The 16,328-nt window shown below is 43.3% G+C and carries 15 protein-coding genes; 4 read left to right on the top strand and 11 right to left on the bottom strand.

Going from position 1 to position 16,328, the window contains the following annotated elements; genetic code table 11:
• Positions 1–8: 8 nt before the first annotated feature.
• The 4 genes from yidC (at position 9) to BGP78_RS17570 (ending at position 3,978) form a co-directional block, all read left to right on the top strand.
• Positions 9–1,649 (top strand): membrane protein insertase YidC, encoded by a 1,641-nt coding sequence (yidC, locus tag BGP78_RS17585; RefSeq protein WP_119862602.1) that lies wholly within the window; start codon positions 9–11, stop codon positions 1,647–1,649.
• A 316-nt stretch (positions 1,650–1,965) separates the two neighbouring features.
• Positions 1,966–2,700, top strand: a complete 735-nt coding sequence (locus tag BGP78_RS17580; RefSeq protein WP_147386090.1) for a cytochrome c biogenesis protein CcdA — start codon at positions 1,966–1,968, stop codon at positions 2,698–2,700.
• Between the two features lie 11 nt (positions 2,701–2,711).
• Entirely contained in the window at positions 2,712–3,176 is a 465-nt protein-coding gene (locus tag BGP78_RS17575) for a TlpA disulfide reductase family protein (protein ID WP_119862600.1), read from the top strand.
• A gap of 10 nt (positions 3,177–3,186) precedes the next feature.
• The gene (locus BGP78_RS17570) at positions 3,187–3,978 is read left to right on the top strand and encodes a hypothetical protein (RefSeq protein ID WP_119862599.1); all 792 of its coding nucleotides are present in this window, start codon (positions 3,187–3,189) and stop codon (positions 3,976–3,978) included.
• 59 nt (positions 3,979–4,037) lie between these two features.
• On the opposite strand, the gene BGP78_RS17565 is transcribed toward BGP78_RS17570, so the two are convergent.
• The 11 genes from BGP78_RS17565 to BGP78_RS17515 are packed head-to-tail and all read right to left on the bottom strand — an operon-like array spanning position 4,038 to position 15,695.
• Complete coding sequence (locus BGP78_RS17565; RefSeq protein WP_182912316.1) at positions 4,038–5,213, bottom strand: cupin domain-containing protein; 1,176 nt, start codon at positions 5,211–5,213, stop codon at positions 4,038–4,040.
• A 30-nt stretch (positions 5,214–5,243) separates the two neighbouring features.
• Entirely contained in the window at positions 5,244–5,981 is a 738-nt protein-coding gene (locus BGP78_RS17560) for an SDR family oxidoreductase (protein ID WP_119862597.1), read from the bottom strand.
• A gap of 10 nt (positions 5,982–5,991) precedes the next feature.
• Positions 5,992–6,936 carry an MBL fold metallo-hydrolase gene (locus BGP78_RS17555; protein WP_119862596.1) on the bottom strand — a complete coding sequence of 315 codons (945 nt, stop codon included), beginning with the start codon at positions 6,934–6,936 and terminating at the stop codon, positions 5,992–5,994.
• 8 nt (positions 6,937–6,944) lie between these two features.
• Positions 6,945–7,949 carry a 3-oxoacyl-ACP synthase III family protein gene (locus BGP78_RS17550; protein ID WP_119862595.1) on the bottom strand — a complete coding sequence of 335 codons (1,005 nt, stop codon included), beginning with the start codon at positions 7,947–7,949 and terminating at the stop codon, positions 6,945–6,947.
• On the bottom strand, positions 7,946–9,046 hold the full coding sequence (locus BGP78_RS17545) for a 3-oxoacyl-ACP synthase III family protein (protein ID WP_182912315.1): 1,101 nt from the start codon (positions 9,044–9,046) through the stop codon (positions 7,946–7,948). Before BGP78_RS17545 ends, BGP78_RS17550 begins: the two co-directional genes overlap by 4 nt.
• The gene (locus tag BGP78_RS17540) at positions 9,043–9,840 is read right to left on the bottom strand and encodes a hypothetical protein (RefSeq protein ID WP_119862593.1); all 798 of its coding nucleotides are present in this window, start codon (positions 9,838–9,840) and stop codon (positions 9,043–9,045) included. Before BGP78_RS17540 ends, BGP78_RS17545 begins: the two co-directional genes overlap by 4 nt.
• On the bottom strand, positions 9,837–10,553 hold the full coding sequence (locus BGP78_RS17535; RefSeq protein WP_119862592.1) for a glutathione S-transferase family protein: 717 nt from the start codon (positions 10,551–10,553) through the stop codon (positions 9,837–9,839). The genes BGP78_RS17540 and BGP78_RS17535 overlap by 4 nt, the downstream gene beginning before the upstream one ends.
• The gene (locus BGP78_RS17530) at positions 10,550–12,151 is read right to left on the bottom strand and encodes a class I adenylate-forming enzyme family protein (RefSeq protein WP_119862591.1); all 1,602 of its coding nucleotides are present in this window, start codon (positions 12,149–12,151) and stop codon (positions 10,550–10,552) included. The genes BGP78_RS17535 and BGP78_RS17530 overlap by 4 nt, the downstream gene beginning before the upstream one ends.
• Before the next feature lie 12 nt (positions 12,152–12,163).
• Entirely contained in the window at positions 12,164–12,784 is a 621-nt protein-coding gene (locus tag BGP78_RS17525; protein WP_119862590.1) for an aminodeoxychorismate/anthranilate synthase component II, read from the bottom strand.
• On the bottom strand, positions 12,775–14,199 hold the full coding sequence (locus BGP78_RS17520; RefSeq protein ID WP_119862589.1) for an anthranilate synthase component I family protein: 1,425 nt from the start codon (positions 14,197–14,199) through the stop codon (positions 12,775–12,777). The genes BGP78_RS17525 and BGP78_RS17520 overlap by 10 nt, the downstream gene beginning before the upstream one ends.
• Positions 14,199–15,695 (bottom strand): AMP-binding protein, encoded by a 1,497-nt coding sequence (locus tag BGP78_RS17515; RefSeq protein ID WP_119862588.1) that lies wholly within the window; start codon positions 15,693–15,695, stop codon positions 14,199–14,201. The genes BGP78_RS17520 and BGP78_RS17515 overlap by 1 nt, the downstream gene beginning before the upstream one ends.
• Positions 15,696–16,328: the final 633 nt, after the last annotated feature.

Raw genomic sequence — 16,328 nt, 5'->3', positions numbered from 1 at the left:
GAGCTGTTATGGAATCACAACGCACGTTTTTATTTATCGGTTTATTGCTTGTGTCGTATTTATTGTTCCAAGAGTGGAATAATGACTATAACCAACCAAAAATCGATACCAGTGCCACAACACAAGTAACTACCCAAAATACACCATCGGCTACGTCACAAAATGATGTGCCCGTATCAAGTCAAGGCGATGTGCCAATGGCTGCAACTAAAGCGATCCGTTCGGTGATCACAGTAACGACTGACGTTTTAGCTGTACAAATTGATACCAAAGGTGGTGATATTGTTGAAGCCAAACTTCTAAAGCATGCTGAAACGCATGGTAGTGAAGACCCATACTTACTTCTGGGTGAGTTTGAAGGTAAGCAATATATCTCGCAAAGTGGCTTAATTGGCTTAAACGGCCCAGATGCCTCACAAGATGGTCGCCCTGTATATACAAGCTCAAATACGCAATACCAATTAAATGGTGATGAATTGCGTGTGCCTTTAACGTTTGTTGATGCGAAAGGCGTTGAATTTACCAAAACATATGTCTTCAAAGCTGGAAAATACGATGTAAACCTTGAATATAGCGTTAACAACGCAACCGCAGATCCAGTGCAAGTACAGCTATACACTCAGGTTAAGCGTACCATTCAGGCTAAAGGCAGCATGGTTGATCAAACCTACCTAGGTACTGCATACGGTACCGCAGAAGAGCCTTATGAAAAATATAGCTTTGATGACATGGCGGAAGCAAACCTCAATAAAAATACACTTGGTGGCTATGTTGCCTTTATTCAGCACTACTTTGTAAGTGCCTGGGTACCAGCGCAAGATTCAAATAACACCATCTACACGGCAGTTCGCAATGGCCAAGGTATTATGGGGTTAAAAGGCGAACCCGTTAACGTACAAGCCAATAGTGCAGCCAATATTTCTGCAACCTATTATATGGGTCCTAAAGACGGTGATGCCTTAGAAGCTATTCATCATAACTTAGATTTAACTGTAGACTATGGTTGGTTATTTTTTATCTCTCAGCCACTATTCGTGTTACTTAAATTCTTATACGGCCTGATCGGTAACTGGGGTCTCGCTATTATCGCCATCACTATTTTGGTGAAATCTGCACTTTACCCGCTGACTAAAGCACAATACACGTCGATGGCTAAAATGCGCATGCTACAGCCAAAAATGCAGGCATTAAAAGAGCGTTACGGTGATGACCGCCAGAAGTTTGGTCAAGCGACGATGGAGCTATACCGTAAAGAGAAAGTGAACCCAATGGGTGGCTGTTTACCTCTATTACTACAAATGCCAATTTTCTTAGCATTGTTCTATGTATTCTTAGAGTCAACTGAACTACGTCACGCTGAATTCATGTTCTGGCTTACTGACTTATCAGCAGCAGACCCTTACTACGTTCTACCAATCTTATTTGGTGCGAGTATGTTTCTAACGCAAAAGCTGCAACCGATGACAGTCACAGATCCAATGCAGCAAAAGATGATGACGTATATGCCTGTGGTATTTACCATATTCTTCTTAATCTTCCCTTTCCCATCAGGTCTCGTTTTATACTGGTTAGTATCAAACCTGATCACCATCGCACAGATGCTGATCATCTACCGCGGAATGGAAAAGAAAGGTCTGAAAGTAAGATAATTACTCAGTGATCAAACAAACGCCCGCTTTATCGCGGGCGTTTTTGTTTGCGCTTCTCCAAGTCATCCTCACCTCCCAGCGTAATCGGCTCTGATAAGCGCTTTAACCCACTTACAATGGATAAATATTAAACCTAATAACCCGTGTCAAATCGCCTTTTCACACCACACGAGTTTCTCCCTCACACCGCATCATTATCTATCCACATTTTTCTATTTTATATCGCGCGAAAAACACCACAAAAAATCAATTAACAATATGATTTGTAATGTTTTTATTTTTTTATATCTATTTCAGCCATTCTTGATGGTGTTCTGTGTCAATTCAATTAATTTTGCTAATACTGACATTCATCGAGAACATCATGACCGAATCCGTGTTCATTGAGTTATTACAACAAAGCCCACCAAGCTTCTATTGGATATTGCTGGCGTTCTTTATGGGACTATTAACCAGTCTCTCTACCTGTATCTATCCATTGCTACCCATTACCATCGCGACCTTAAGTCAGAATAGCGCTTCGAGCGTTACTCTACGCGCATTACTATACTGTCTCGGCTTATCGTCTGTTTACGCAATACTTGGAGCCACAGCGGCACTGAGCGGCCAATTCTTTGGCTCCATCGCCAGTCACCCATTCACGCAAATCATATTCGCCAATTTGCTATTGCTGTTTGCTTTTGTACTAAAGGGCTGGATCCCACTGCCTACTTTTTTGTATGCATTTTCGCAAAAGCAACACTCACATTCCGCGTTACTGATGGGGGTTGCCAGCGGCTTTGTTGCGGCCCCATGTAGCTCGCCAATATTGGCCGCAATTTTACTCTTCGTCGCTGAGCAACAAAACATAACGTGGGGTATTGCAATACTCTTCTCATTTGCAGTTGGTATGTGCTTACTTCTATTTATTGCCGGTATTTTTAGTGGGTTCATTGCAAAAATACCAAAATCTGGCCGCTGGCTACATATCATTCAATGGTTCATGTTTGTGCTGCTACTCATAATGAGTCAGTACTACTTATTACGGGCTGGACAACTTCTTTATATCTAAAAGGAAATATCATGACATACACAAAACTTTCCGCTGCCATTTTGGTGCTCAGCAGTCTCAACACTGTGGCATATGCAACCCCATCCAACACAACGACATTTTCGGCCACGTCGATAACCGGGCAACAATTACCCAAAGGAGATACGCCTATTTATTTAAAGTTTTGGGCAACATGGTGCAGCTACTGCTTAGAAGAAATGCCACACTTGCAAGAAACCTATCAAGAGACACACAACAAACTACAAGTCATTGCCGTTAATGTGGGATTTAATCAAAACATCGGTCTTATCAGACGCTACATGAATAAACATCATTATACGATCCCGACTATTTTCGATGCACAAGGTCACCTCGTTCAACAATTTAAAGTCACGGGCACACCGACACACATACTGCTGGATAGCGATGGGAACGAAGTGTATCGCAGCGCCCTGCTGACCGATGAACTCAAACAAAGACTTGAAGCGCTTAAATAAGGATCCTACGATGACTTACTTTCACTATTTATCTCTCTGTTTTTTCTTATTTGTAACCCATTTACCCACATATGCACTGACACTGCCCGAACGAGGTCCCGTTGAAGTAATATTCATTAATTTGTGGGATGAATACTATGCCCCCACCACTTTACCCGCCGTCAAAGCAGACGTTACGCGAATTTACGTGCAACCCGACATCAATATTGATGCGCATGTCGTGTCACAATTTGTCAAAAATAACCCCCAATTTAAGGGTCTAAAAATTGATAGAAACCAACGTCTCGCCCTATCTCTGGGGGTATGGAAAACTCCCTCACAGGTGTTTATATTTGATGGCAAAGCCAAAAAAATTAGCTACCTTGGTACCGACACATCAGACACCACCATTAGCCATGACGGTATTATTGATTCATTACCTGTAAGCAAACCGGTTACGCTCACCGACAGTGATGGAAACAGTCACGTGTTTGGTCAAAATAGTCCCGCCCAAGTGCTGTTTTTTAGTGACGCTTTGTGCCCTTTCCAACACCTGCCATTATGTGAGCAAAAAATAGCCGCAAACAATCAATTAGCCAATATCACCACATTGCCCGTAACAACGATTATCAAGCCATTCTATATTTCTATGGATGACGTGCGAGCCTATAAAACGCGATTCTCGCTCACTCACCCTGTGGTACTTGATCAAAAAAACCAACTATTTCAGAAATATCAGGTAACGAGTTTACCTTATTGGATAGTATTAAATGACCAAGATGAAGTAGCCTTTCGAGGCGCAAAGCCACCTAAACGTTTGTAAATTAAAAAGCCTCGTCATGCGAGGCTTTTATTAATTTATAATCTTGGTAACGCTCAGGGTTACACTGCGACGTTACTGGGCTGCTGTCGGTAGCTGCGCTCGGTATTATTGGCAAAACACCGTGTTAAGCCATAATCGGTTAATGCCAATATTTTCAGCAATGCGTTACCTGTATTCGCGGTATAATGATCATACCATCGTGGTACATAGGCTAAATCTCCGGGTTTTACGGTAATTTCCTTATCACCAACATGCACAACACCTTCCCCTGAGAGCACATAAAAGATCGACTCATGGGCATGTCGGTGCTTTTCATTGCGCTTGCCCACGGGGATCTCCAATAAACGTGGATCAATCACCTCACTGGCCACATTGAAGCGTGTCACTTCAAAGCTGACCCGTTGATCATTACTATTTTTATACAGTGGCACACCTGACTGGCTATCTACATGTGTATACAACCCACTTAATTGTGTGAGATCCGCATAAGGCTGTGCTTTCATCACTTGACCAACAAGCGTATTAAGCGGTTGACTTTGTAGCTCTTCATACAGCTTTTTAAAATACCTATCTCGCAGTGTAAGCGAGTGATCTATCGCTTCTTCAATGGCCAACCAATGCGACTCTGTATCACCGCCACACGCATCTAAGGCAATAGCCTCAATCACTTCTGAATGCTCATCGTCACATTCCATATGCAAGCTCAGGTAAAGCAGCTCGTCTTCAGGTACCCCTTTAGCCACTAAGCCATTAAATAAGTAGCTATAGATCCTCGGAACAACCCCTTCCGTTCCCCATCCAAGAAATGCCGCAGCTCTAACTAAATCGCAATTTTTTAAATAATTTAAGCACTCGTTGAAGTATTGAACGGTATAATCTCTAAACTGAGTTTGATCAGGATTTTCTAAGCCAAAAGTCTCTGTGATCATGCGTCGTAGCAAGTTAGAGTGACAATTCTCTTGCTCTTCTTCTCCCGCTTCTTCCCATAAATTATGAGACAACTCTACACGGTAGAAGTCATTATCACATTGCATCATTAACGCACTCAGTAAGCGCGTAAAACCACGTGAATAATAAAAATGTTGACTGATCACAAATCCATAATCGTCAATTTCTAGTTCATTATTAGCGCAGCCCTGCAATAAAGGATTCTGCCAAATAGGGTGTTTCTCAACAAATGACGCAAATCGCGTTCCAATACGCTGCTGACTATGCTGAGTGTTTTGCTTATTCATGCTCATCATCTTTTCCTTAGTTACCCACTATTACCAAGCCAATATTTGGCCATCTAACACAAACTTTCCGTGAAACTGAGTCGACGGCGCTTGTACCACTTCCACAATACTTTTTGCCCCCTGTTCAGGTGAACGAGGGGCAGCATCGGTCCCCATATCGGTTTGACACCACCCTGGAGACACAACACTCACTACAATATTGCTTGCCTCGCATTCTTTAGATAAAGCAATGCTATACATATTCAGCGCAGCTTTAGACATTCGATATGCCACACCAGACACCGAGTAATATTCGTTCTCCTTATTACTGGCGAAACTCAAAGATCCCAGATCACTGCTCACATTTATTACTTTACCTTGCTGAGATTTATGCAGTAATGGCATCAGATGTTGAGTCACATTGATAGTGCCCCACACATTGGTTTGAAACGTTGTTTGTAGCTCCTCAAGCTGCACTTTTGACGCTGAGACTTCCCAGTCAAAAAATACCCCGGCATTATTAATGAGCACATCACACCTTTGATATCGCGTAGCCATGGCCGACGTAAAAGCACTAATACTGGCAGTCTCGCTAATATCCAAAGGTAAAAAGTCTACTTCTAGCCCTTTTTCGGCAAGTGCCTTCACTGCAGCTTGGCCTGAATGCTCGTTTCTCGCCGTCAACACCACGCGATAACCCAATTGAGCTAACTGCTGTGCAGCTGCAAACCCCAAGCCTTTATTGCCCCCCGTGATCACAGCAATTAATTGTGTTTCTTGGTATTTCATATTCACTCCTTTATGACAGAACCTGCTCACTCTCTGGCACAACGCCCGTCAACTTGAGCATAAATAGCGTGCCATTGTAGTGAAGCTTTTTAGATACAAATGTTGCCGTAGACGCTCGGCTTGACTCAGAAATTTGCTGCGCAGTGTGTGCGATGTCTTGTGAGCAATGCTTAAATACTTGTGTCGCATTACGTATAAATTGATAGACCCCTTGCTCTGCAAGCGCCGGGGCTTGCTGCGCTAAGTCACCATACAAAATACCATGATGACCTAATACGAGCTGTGTAATATCCAACTGCTGTAACCGTTTCAATGATGTGATATATGCCTGATAATCTTGAAAAATAAGTGGTTCCCATTGATTAGGTGATACCATTTCTCCCAAGGCATCGGACACATACAAACGCTTAAACTTGGGCTCATAAAAGCTCAATAAGCATTTTGCATGTCCTGGCGTAGCAATCGCGACCATACAGTGTGACTCATCAAAATCAACCTGCTGTCCATCTTCTAAGACTTCTACCGGAATATCCGCAAACGCGACTTTTGTTGCTTGCAATGTGTGATCTGCATACTGTGCTTGCGGCATGATCTTGTATAAACTGTTGGTGAGCTTACGGGTTACTTCATTGGCTTTTTCATGACTTAATGCCCGCTTGGTTAGCTTTGAAGCAAACACCCGCACACAGGGTAATAACGGATACAGTAGGGCCAATGTACCAATGTGATCATAGTGCGAGTGAGTTATAAACCAGTACTTTATCTGTGCCAAATCACCAACGATGTGTTTTAATTGCTGCAAAATGCGCGGAGCCAATGGCTCAACAGATCCTTCCAATAAAGCCCACCCACCAGACACTTTAATAAGATACATAGGTACATCAATGGTGCCTAATAAGAACAAGTTATTGTCGTGCTCACCCATATGCTGCTGCCATAAATTACTTTTGCTCATCACGACACCTAAAACTTTACCAATGCGCCAGCCCAAGTAGCGCCAGCACCATAAGACAAGATCAGTACCCAATCCCCTTTTTGAATAACACCAGACTGGCAACTTTGTGCCAGCGTAACTGCTGTAGATGCCGACGCCATGTTTCCATAATCAGTGACATTGATTGGCATTTTTTGTGGGTCTATGTCTAATTTATGCTGAATTTCTTCCAACATTCTTAAGTTCGGCTGGTGGACTATAAACTTATCTATATCAGCAACTTTCAACTGGTTCCGCGTCAATATGGTATGGGCAATTTCACAAAACTTTGTGACCCCATGCTCAAAGACATTGGGCCCATTCATACGCATAAAACTATGGCCGACATCCCCGTCATCAGCTTGATGAAATTGCCGGTTTGCAGTACCTGGAACCCGCGTTACTAAACTTTGCCACTGTCGACCGTCAGCATTGATCACCATATCCACCAGCTCACCACATTGTCTTTCACTATCTGCGGTATCACTAACAACAACAGCGCCACTGCCATCACCGAGCATAACCGCCAGATTGCGACCCGCATCGCTGGTATCTATGCGTTTGGACAAGAGCTCTCCCGCAACAACTAACACGCAGCGCCTTTCTTTTGCCACAATAAAATTTTTGGCGATATTGATGCCGTACAACAAGCCACTGCATTGTGCGCGAATATCAAAGGCCGCGACTTCTGACAAACCGAGCTTATCGGCCAATACACAGGCCTGAGATGGGTCGTGGATATCAGGACTCAACGTATTTACAATTAACATATCGATGTCTTCAAGCTGTACATTGGCCTGAGAAATCGCCATTTTTGCCGCAGCTAACATCAAATCACTACACGATTGAGTGGGCTGAGCATGAAAACGGGTTTTCACACCAATACGAGTACGAATAAAGTCATCAGACGTATTGATCCGCTTTGCAATATCATGATTATCCACTTTATTCTCTGGCAAATAATAACCAGTTCCAACAATATAACTTTGGCTCATAACACATCCTTTTTAGTGTGATTACACGTTTCTAATACCGTTTGATGGATCTCTGGCGCGCACTTTGGCAGTTCACCTAACTGCCACACTTGGGCACCAAACCCCCAACCAACAGATGGGCTAGCGATGATAATTTTGCCGTTTTCAGGGATTAGCTGCTGCTGTAGTGCCAAATTGAATGCAATTGGCATCGCCGCCGAAACCGCACACCCATACTGCTGCATAATTTTCAGCGTCTTTTCATGAGGGACATCCAACAATGCACACCACGCATCAATGAGCTTACGTGCAGGCTGGTGGAATACATAAAAATCAATATCAGCATTGCTCAACTGTGCTTTTGCCAAAGCACGCTTCACCAATTTAGGAAGATATTTTGGAACAAATTTACCCATTTCACTGGCGCCAGTCTCAGCCATTTGAAAACTCATATGAGACGGCGTATTCACATGCTTATCCCAACTGACCGTCGCGAGATCGTAATTTTTTGAAAAGCTTTGATAAGCTTGTGATTGAATACCCAGCGTCGGATCATCATCATGACTAAGAACAATAGCGGCGTAACCGTCACCAAAGTTCATACCATTCACATTCGTTCTATCCATCACTTCATAAGTAGACTCTTGGACAATCAGCAATACCTGTTTAGCTTGACCCGTTTTAATCGCGTTATGGCCTATTTGCATTGCATCCATCATGCTTGAGCACTCATTTTGAATGTCAAATTCCATTGCGTTATCAAGGCCTAATAAACGCTTAGTGGCATAACTGTTCCGCGGATAAAAGACATTTTCTGGTAAACCACACTGCGTATTTTCAGCCAGTTGCATTGCATTAGTTGAACTGGTTATCAGCAAGTCAATGTCATGACTAGGTACCTCAGCCAGGTTCATCGCTTCGCGCGCGGCATCACACGCCAATGACATAGGGCTATGTCTTAAATGATCAGTATAAAAACGTTGCTCAATGCCCCACTTTTCTTGCCAAGCTAATTTGCTCTGTTTATCGATGTCAGGAAACCATGTTTCATCAAAGTTACTCACCGATATCGTAGGCACTCGTGTCGCAATGGCACGAATAGTTACACCGCATGTCATAGCATATCTCCTTGTATACATGTTTCGCGTGCCACCAAACGGTGGCGGAACGGCTCATAGCTCACCCAAATGACATCTTCCGCACCGCGACTAGCAGTATTCCAATCCCACCAACGAATATGTGGATACTGCGCCGTCAATTCAGCGCTGACTTGTGACTGCAGATCAGGGGGTAAATCAAGCAACACCGGCTTATTTATATTCGTAAAACCGTCGATTAATGGCTCGAATCCCGCTATTAACTTACTGAATAACTGAGGGTTGCAGGCAGACAATGTGATTTGTTTTCTTTCATAAGCCAATGTCATCGGTGAGCAATCCACCAACTCATATATACCAAGTGAGGCTTGACTCACCTCTGCTGATTTAGCCACCATGAGTGCACGCGCACCATGAAAACGGCTATTTGCTTGCTCGACGGGAAAGGAGTTCGCTTCTAACACCAATACATACTCCATATCGGTGCCCGCCAAATACCCATTCGCCACTTCCAATGCCTGTGACCAAGCAGTATCTTGCAAGTCCAACACAAACGCATTACTGGCCATAATGTAGTGTTGCACTGGATAGCCTAATCGCGGAGTGTGGATCTGTGTTTTCTCAACCAAATGATCGGTACTTGTTGATAGCGTTAAGATCAAATCAATCTTATTCGGATCAATACGGCAATCTGCAAGTAATCCAGGCAGCACATCTGACAAATAGTCAATGCATGTTAAACGGCTCCCCTCTGGTGGGAGTAATTGTGCCGATAACGCCATAACCTGCGCATTATTTTGAACATACTGAATCATGCGAATTCCTCCTCTGCGAATGCAATATTATTGAGCTGTGCACAATACGCATTGCGATGTGCCATCATGTTATGCAGGCATGTTACATAGTCTTTAGGGAGTAACGCTTGATAACGCAGCGATGCACGCGCGCGGCTGCGATAAATATCAGGCAAACTTCTGATCTGCGGAACGTGTTGACTGAGCATCCCTTGTAAAATGGCATCTACGCTACGGATCAAATGTGCCAGCACCATGGCCCATACATCCACCAATGAGTTTGGAGATGAGCATGATGCACGCAGTAACGTAAGTACTGGGGGTAACATGCTTGAAAAGCGCGTTAAAGCAGCGTTAAACGCCGATTTATCCACCGCGGATATGAGTTGGCTGATAGTGTCGTGCACACTATCGATAGCAGCCATATCATTCATCATTTTCGCTTTTGCCCATGCATTAGCGGGTAATAATTGATGCTCAGCATATACCTGAGCTAGCCACTGCGAGATCACCGTTGAATCACACAATGCGTCATTATCAATGATGAGCGTTGGTACACGTCCCATGGGTGAATATCGTAATAATTGCGCAGGTTTATTCGCGTAAACGTCTAGCTCAATATAATGATGATCTAACTCTAGTAGCGATAAAACATAGCGAACACGCAATACATATGGGCAAATTTGATAGCCAAAAAGCGTTAAATTAGGGGGTAATAAATGTGATTTGTTCATGCGACCTCCCGCAATTGACGAAGGCGGCGTTTTAGTTTTTTCCCGGTGACACCGGTATGCGCATTCGATGCTTGAAATTCTAAACTTGTGAGCGCTGGAATATGATGTGAGCGCAATAAATGATTTATTTGATTTAACAACTCAAAATCGAGGATCAATTCCGCGTCAGCAATTAATTCCACACAAATATGCGCTACGCTATATGCATCATTGTCGATACTAGGCCCTGAGTAAATGCTGCATTCAAACACATCTTTAAAGTGGCTTAATATCAGCTCCTCGGTTTGACAGCTATAAATCGTCCCATCACAGGTATCAATAGGATCTGATGTCCTATCAACATGGTAAAATAGCCCAGAGCTATCGAAATAAGCTAAGTCACCCGTTAACCAGTAACCTGCCAACTGCGCTTCTTCTGTGAGCTGCTTATTATTCCAATAGCCAGCAGTGACCGTGCCGGACTTAACCCCTAGCTTACCAATTTTACCTGCGGGTAGGATTTGCCCACTCTCGCTTAATATAGCCGCTTCAACCCAAGAAAAAGGTTTGCCAATACACCGATTGAATCGGTTTGTCTTTAAGCTATGAATATTACGAAACATCGCAAAACCAAATTCAGACGACCCTAAATTATCAATAAAAACAGAACCGGGTTGTGGCTGGTTATTAATGTAATGTTGGCCCAATGAGATCAGTTTGCGAATATGCGATTCATGGTTGGCATCACCTGTCGCAATCCAATAGTTCACCGATGTAAAATCTTCCGCCACCAGCGGCTGCTTACATAAATCGACATAAGTCTTAGGAAAAGCAATGATCAGATCATGCTGATACTTTTTAATGCTATGTATTAGGTGATCAGGACGTTTATCGCTGAGTAAATAAATCTCAGCGCCCCGTAACAAGCTCGACATCAATACTGATATAGCAGAACTATGTGAATGAGGAAGAGCGCTGAGCACCTTGCTTCCTTGTTGCTTGTGCAACTGGGATTTCACACCAAAGAAGAAACTATGCTGGGTAAATGTAACCGCTTTTGGTATGCCCGTTGTGCCAGATGTGTGGGCAAGCAATACTACGTCATCAGCAGTAAACGACTTTGCTGGTGGAATTGATTGTGAGCATAGCACCATCAGCTTATTTATATTCACCAACGGACTATCGACTTCAGCACTGGCTTTAAGTGCCGCTTCTTTGTCGTCATCATGAATTAACACGCCGACATTGGTACTTTTACAAAATGCCAACACCGTATCAGCAGGCAGTTTATCGTTAATACATACTGGGATCGCGCCTAAACGATTGAGCGCTAAATAATGCAAAAAATAACTTAAACCATCATCCAAATATAACCCAACCAAACTCCCCTCAGACACACCCAAAGCACAATACTTACTGGCTACTTGATAGACGATTTGTTGAATATCATTAAAGCTAAAATGTGTTTGCTGTCCCGCATAAAGCGGGATGGTTTTATCAATACTGAGCACTGTTTTATGCAGTTCCACAGGTAATGCCATTATTGCTTCATAAAAATTACCTGCACCGATAGAGTCATCGGCCTGAATTTGCGCGATCAAACTTTTCGAAAACATCATATATTCCTTATATTAGGCAGCTTCGGGTTTGGCGGGCGTACTCATACATGCCAAGCCAGTTTCAAGTAACCAATTTTTGAGCATACTCATCCCCCCTTCTGACGCGATAGACTCTGGGTGAAATTGCACACCATAAATTGGAAATTCCTTATGTTTTATCGCCATTATTTCGGCATGTCCCTCCCCTTCACTGACCGTCATAGCGGTGACTTCAAGGCAAGAGGGTAACGGGAGAGCAAGGCTTAAACTGTGATAACGCACAACACGTAAAGGAGATACCAGGCCGTCAAATAACCCCGTTCCATGATGAGAAATATGTGAACATTTACCATGAATGGGTTCACCCGCATGCTGCACTTTGGCACCAAATACATGACCAATAGACTGATGGCCCAAACACACGCCTAAAATTGGGATCTTTCCAGCAAAATAACCAATGGCGTCGCACGATACACCCGCTTGTTCAGGCCCAAAAGGCCCCGGCGAAATAATGAGCCCATCTGGAGCTAGCGCAACAATGTCAGCCAAGCTCAGTTCATCATTGCGAACGACTTGGATGGTGTGACCTAAGGCAGCCACATAATGTACTAAGTTATAGGTAAACGAGTCGTAGTTATCGATCATTAACAGCATGCTGTCATCTCCATATTGTGTGACGAGTCAGTAATGCCAAGTGCCAGTAGCAAAGCTTTACTCTTATTCAAGGTTTCTTGCCATTCGCTCTGTGCAATAGAGTCAGATACCACACCCGCACCAGCTTGAAGGTGTAAACAGCCGTCTTTGATCAGTGCGGTTCGGATCACGATTGCCAAATCGACATCTCCCCCTGATATCACGCCAACACCGCCACCATACAAACCTCTTCTAACCGGCTCATATTGATCTATTAATTGCATTGCTCGTATTTTTGGCGCACCACTGAGTGTGCCAGCGGGTAACGTGGCGCGGATCAAGCCTAAGGGGCTAATATGCTGTAATTGTTCAGCTCTCACTTCTGAAGTGATATGCATAACATGGGAGAAATGCTCAACCGACATCATTTTTGGCACAGAGACAGAAGATAACTTTGCCACTTTCCCCAAATCATTCCGTGCTAAATCAATCAACATTAAATGCTCAGCACACTCTTTTGTGTCATTAAGCAATTCAACTTCGCGCTGTTGATTTTCTTTTTCACATGCACTGCGATGCCGTGTTCCCGCCATTGGAAAAGAAATTAACGCCCCCTTTTCACTGCGTATTAGCGTTTCTGGAGAGGCCCCAAATAAACAGCTTGCATCAGTACGTACATAAAACTGATAAGGTGATGGGCTCATATTACGAAGGCGTGTAAAAAACTCTATACCACTGCCTGAAACCTCTACACACATGCGCTGTGACAACACCGCTTGCATTATTTCGCCATCTTTAATGTGTTGCTTTAATTTACCAACCGCATCGATGAACTCCGGTTTTTTAAATTGATACTTCACAGGGCCTAAGACCGTATCTTTAGCCCAAGTATGATCACTTTCAATCAAAGTCAGCGAAGGAACTTCATCGTCAAATGCATAGGCAACGGACCACATGCGCTGTGTGTGATGATCTAAAACCAATAACTGCTTTGGCAGTAGCATGATTATATCTTGGGAGCCGGTTAAATCCTGTAGTTGTGGATCCGGCAATTTATTTGGTTCAAAGTAACGCACACTCTCATAGCCAAAACACCCAAACCAACCGCCACTAAAACACGGGATCTGTGCAATATCAGGCACCGAAAAATCAGATAACATGCTTTCTAATGCCGCCCATACCACTTTAGGGTCATCAAATTGTTGTGTTTGCTCTGTATCTTGCATACTCAAACACAGTCTATTTTTCTTAACGGTAATGCGCGCCAGAATAGATAACCCGATCACACTAAATCGCGGCGGCATCGATTTATTACCGGCATTGTTATATTCAAAAATAAATGAGTCATGTCGGTCTGCATACCGTGTGTAGAGTTCAATCACATCATTATTTTTATACGGTAACGCCTGTACTTTATAAGTTAAGGGTGAGTGCATTACGCCACTCCTTCACTGACGCGCGACAATTGCCGACGAATCACTTTGCCATTATCATTTCTTGGTAATGCATTAAGCACTTCAATATAAAGAGGTCGTTGAAAGTTAGATAATTGTGCGGTGCACCACCCCTCAACGTCAGCCACTAAGTCATCGGCTTTACCATCATGTGTTACCAAATAGAGCGCTGCGCGTGTTAGACCATATTCGTCCTCAGTCGGCACTAATGCTACTTCTGTAATATTTGAGAATTCGGTCATGACTCGTACTTCAATCTCAGAAGGGATCACCCAGCGACCATTCACTTTAAACAAATCATCAGCTCGGCCTTTAAAATGAATATGCCCTTGCGCGTCGCGTAGCGCTAAATCTCCAGAGTCATACCACCCCAATTGAAATTTAGCGTCCGTCGCTTCAGGGTTTCGCCAATAGCCTTGTGCAACGCTCGGCCCCCGAACCCACATGTTTCCACATATATTCTCTGCCACACTGTGTCCAGCGGCATCACGAATATCAATATCGTAACCTTCTAGTGGCTTACCAAGCGTACCAGCCATCGCAGTGTCACTCGTATGACTGCAGAATATATGACACAACTCAGTAGACCCTAAGCCGTCTAAAATTGTGGTGCCGAATGTTGTCTGCCAATGTTGAAAAAGTTGCTCAGGTAGCGCAGCCCCTGCAGAAATAGCCAGACGAACCGAATTAAATGCCCTAGTTACATGTGGCTGAGATAGGAGTGCTTGATATATTGCAGGAACACCAAAAAATATGGTTGGTTTATAACAAGATACGTTAGCCACCACCGCTTCTGGAGTAGGCCAGTTAGCATCTAAAACCACGCTGCCACCGCACTCAAGCGGAAAGAAAACACTGTTGCCCAATCCATAACCAAAAAATGATTTTGCCAGCGAGTAGAATCTATCATTACTTGTTACGTGTAACGTCTTGTCGGCGAATGCTTTGAAGCTCTGTAATGCATTATTAGAAGAGTGCATTACCCCTTTAGGGTTACCTGTGGTGCCAGACGTATATTGCATAAAGGCAATATCATCACCTTGCTTAAAATGAAAATCTGACCAGCTATCAGAGCCTGTGTTTAACAGGGCTTGATAGTCAAATGTATCACGCGCCGTTCCCTCATCATAAAAGTGGCAAGATGTCCCTTTTATGGTGTGCTGTATCAACACACGCGCATCGCTGTCATCGAGAATAAACTGCTGATTGCTCAGTGATAACTTAGGGTTGATCACAATGGGAATAGCGCCACATGCTAAACTTGCGAGAAAGCAAACATAGAGAGGCACACTGTCGTTCATCGCAATGACAATTCGATCATTTGGTTTTACAGCAAACCCCTCAAACGCAGATGCGAGCTGACATACTTGTTGCTGTAATGCCCGATAAGTGACATTCCCTTGTTGCGAATAAATCACGACTTTATCTGGCGATTTTGGCTCAACAAGCCAACGCGCCGCTAAGTTTATGAACCCCATCGCCTACTCCTTAGCACTGTGCGTGCGTAAACACATTGGGTACAGCTGTTACCTATATCAATCATTCCTTCACCCTCCCTTTTCATGAGTAATTACTGCAAAAAGCCAAATATATACAGCCTCTACTTTTACTTAATCAGTCAGTAAAAGGTCCCTCATTCCTAGGCTGCTTTAGCTGGGTGTACCCTATATCTAAAATGAATTTTATAGCGACAAAAAAGACATAAAAGATAAATAAAACATAAATTTAGATAAGAAATTCACACATAAAAATTAATCAAACAATTGAATAGTATGAATAAATTTATATTTATTTCGAAAGGCTAACGCAAATAACACGATAGAAAAAAATGGTTGCAAGCGGATAAAAAAAGTAAGCCACAGTACGGCGGACTGTATACAAGGTATACGTCTTTTAAAGATTGGATAAGCATTGCTATGTGCTCACAAAACAGCACATTATATGTATTACTAGGATATTAATAAGAAAGCGACAATGACTTGATTTTGAATGTTATTTATCTTTCATCAGCGCATGTTTGACCAAGCTTTAGTGAGCGTGGGGCCAACAATATGGAGGTGAAGTGGCAATACCTGCGCAGCTTATAGAGTTCTTATATGAATGCGCATCAC

This window comes from Pseudoalteromonas sp. MSK9-3 (genome assembly GCF_003590335.1).
Classification (GTDB): Bacteria; Pseudomonadota; Gammaproteobacteria; order Enterobacterales; family Alteromonadaceae; genus Pseudoalteromonas.
Note: the sequence above shows the minus strand (reverse complement) of the source record. Positions and strands in the feature narration are given on the sequence as shown.